At 45.1% G+C, this 2,624-nt stretch carries 3 protein-coding genes and 1 pseudogene; 3 read left to right on the forward strand and 1 reads right to left on the reverse strand.

The window, feature by feature from the left end:
* Positions 1–105 precede the first annotated feature (105 nt).
* The 3 genes from AACQ81_RS02075 to AACQ81_RS02085 all read left to right on the forward strand — a co-directional run bounded on the left by AACQ81_RS02075 (position 106) and on the right by AACQ81_RS02085 (position 961).
* Complete coding sequence (locus AACQ81_RS02075; protein ID WP_237388424.1) at positions 106–243, forward strand: hypothetical protein; 138 nt, start codon at positions 106–108, stop codon at positions 241–243.
* 189 nt (positions 244–432) lie between these two features.
* Positions 433–693, forward strand: a complete 261-nt coding sequence (locus AACQ81_RS02080; RefSeq protein WP_237388425.1) for a type II toxin-antitoxin system RelB/DinJ family antitoxin — start codon at positions 433–435, stop codon at positions 691–693.
* Positions 680–961, forward strand: a complete 282-nt coding sequence (locus AACQ81_RS02085) for a type II toxin-antitoxin system YafQ family toxin (protein WP_237388426.1) — start codon at positions 680–682, stop codon at positions 959–961. Before AACQ81_RS02080 ends, AACQ81_RS02085 begins: the two co-directional genes overlap by 14 nt.
* Before the next feature lie 938 nt (positions 962–1,899).
* Here the strand turns inward: AACQ81_RS02085 and AACQ81_RS02090 are convergent.
* Positions 1,900–2,624 (reverse strand): annotated as a pseudogene (locus AACQ81_RS02090) (DNA primase); the annotation flags it as partial.

Here is a 2,624-nt window from a genome sequence, read left to right on the forward strand (position 1 = left end):
TTTTAGAATTAGTACGTAAAATTCAGGTCTTCTTCCATCAATTCGACAGGCCAGAAATCAGCTATTGATTTCTCCCCTAGTCATTTTTTTCAACGGGGGATTTTTATGCTGGTCATCCTGAACGAACACGGTGATCTTTCTGGTGCATTTTGGTTATCTTTGGGCTGTCCGGTCATGCTGATGAGGTTCTCATGGGGCTGTGGCGTGCGTCCGGTCATTCTGAGGCGTTCTACGGCGTTCTGAGCACGTCAGGTCGTGCGGGTGGGGTTCTCATGGGGTTGGTGAGCGTCCGGTCATTCTGAGGCGTTCTACAGCGTTCTGAGCACGTCCGGCTGTACTGGAGATGGGGCGTTTATTTGATGTTGATTGATTCTTTAGTGAAGTTGAATTACATTGTAATGCAAATGAATTACAAAATCAGGAGTAACAAAAATGGCTAATCATCTGGTCCAAACTCGAATCGACGGGGCAATCAAAGAAGAAGCGGCTGCCGTTCTCAACGCGATGGGGCTTACGGTATCTGATGCCGTCCGCCTGATGCTAACGCGAGTAGCACGGGAAAAGGCGCTACCATTCGAACCATTAGTACCAAACGAAACGACTATTGCGGCCATGCGTGAGGCTCGTGCAGGAAATGTAACTAAGGCGGCTGACCTCAAAACTCTGTTTAGTGATCTCAATGCGGACGACTGAATACACCAGCCAGTTCAAGCGCGACTACAAACGTGAGAAAAAAGGTAGACATAGCGCAACGCTTGATACCGACCTTCAATCTGTTTTATCTGCGCTGTTAGTCGACATGCCACTTGAGCCACGACACCGAGACCATCCGCTATCAGGTAACTGGACAGGTTTCCGCGATTGTCATGTCAAACCTGATTTGGTACTGATTTACGAGAAGCCAGACGATGTCCGACTAACCCTTGTCCGTCTAGGCTCTCACGCTGAATTAGGTCTGTGAAATTATCTTCTTAAGGTGATCTCGATTGGTATACAGTCTTATATTAATTTACCAATCGAGATCACCTATTTTGCGTTACTTCTCGTTACCGTAACAATGGACAGTAACACTGATTTGGATAACGCCAAACGGCATAGAAACCAACCCCAAACACCCTCTATAACTCGCTGTAAACAGTGTGAATACTGGTGTTGCTGGTGGATCACCATATTAATATCTTCTTATAAATACCACGCAATCGCGATCCACTGTTTTAGTTACCTGAACCGTTACCGTAACGCGGAGGTAACGCCTTAAGTTCCCTCTCCGTTTTCGTTGACGAAAACTTTTGGCTCTCAATTCATGTTTCGGGGGGAAACATCGTGCTGTGATTCCAGATAGATAGTGATGTGGAAATCAACGGCGTTCGTGGCGGTGCTACAAAACACATCTTGTCCCCAACATCGCTCACCGGTGATCGTTAATTTCCAACTTAAGGGAGTTAATCCGCAAATTAAACACAAAAAACACCCTTACAAAACAATGTCGGCATGATTTGAGCAGTCTTTTAAGATAAAAAGCGAGTTCAAAAGAGAAAAAGCGAGTTCAAAGCGAGTTCAATTATATACAATAAGTAATTGATACATATATATATATATATATTGAACTCGCTAAACTCGCTAAACTCGCTATGTTTATACTAACGTGACGCGCATATATTGTTTAAACGCCCTTTCTCTGGCTTGCTGATCTCTTTTCATGTTTCCCGTATATATATACAAAAAGTTGCGGGTTCAGTGAGTTCAGCGAGTTCAATTCTTTTTTTTATATATTTATCAATATCTTGTTGTTATTTTTTGAACTCGCATTGGTGTTTTTTTTGCTAGTTCAACTGAGTTATTTCGCGAGTTCAAGCCAAAAAAAAGCCCCCTAAAGGGAGCTTTTAAGTTTTTTATCTCTTAATCATCTTTATTTTTTAGCACTAAAACGTAAAAATAAGGTTGTCTTCCATCAACTCTTATCGAGCGTCGTTTGAATCCACGGTTTTCACTGACCTGTAGAATTCCTGCTTCAGCAAGCGTCTTCGCGAACTGTTTTTCGTTAAATCCTTTTGCTATCTCATTTTCGAATGCAGCGGGGAATGTGTGATATATCATCGGGTCATCGTTGTGTTTTCCCTGTGTTCTGTAGCCTGCAAGGTCACGAATTGGTAAATCTCGTTCATCATATGGATGTGGCGCGAAACGGCTGCGTCCAAACGAGTTTAGAAAAGCTTCCACCGCCTCGATAATCTGCTCACCTTCTTTGTTGGCTATGCCAAACTCGGCCACCCATGCGTTAAAACTGTGCTCGATAGCGTTGCGGCAATCGGCCTCTGTCCAGCCCGTGATGTGCATACCCATAATCAGGGCAGCTTCCAGAATAGCGAACCGTTCAGCGACGCGGTGAACCTGTTCCCCTGCGCCGTCCGGTAACACGTCTAACCAGCGTTGCTGAGCGTCTTTTACGGCCTGTTTCGCCAATTCTTTGTTATCCGCCAGCCATTTAATCCATTCACGCCCTGCTGCGCCGTGGTGGGCGTTAAACGCCGCTTCTATGGCTTTAGCGTGAGATTGTCCGTCTGCGTGCTCGTGGAACGTCCGTGCGCGTGTCATGGGGATGTTTAGCAGTCTGACCAATTGCC

Source organism: Xenorhabdus sp. Sc-CR9 (genome assembly GCF_963897815.1).
Lineage (GTDB): Bacteria > Pseudomonadota > Gammaproteobacteria > Enterobacterales > Enterobacteriaceae > Xenorhabdus.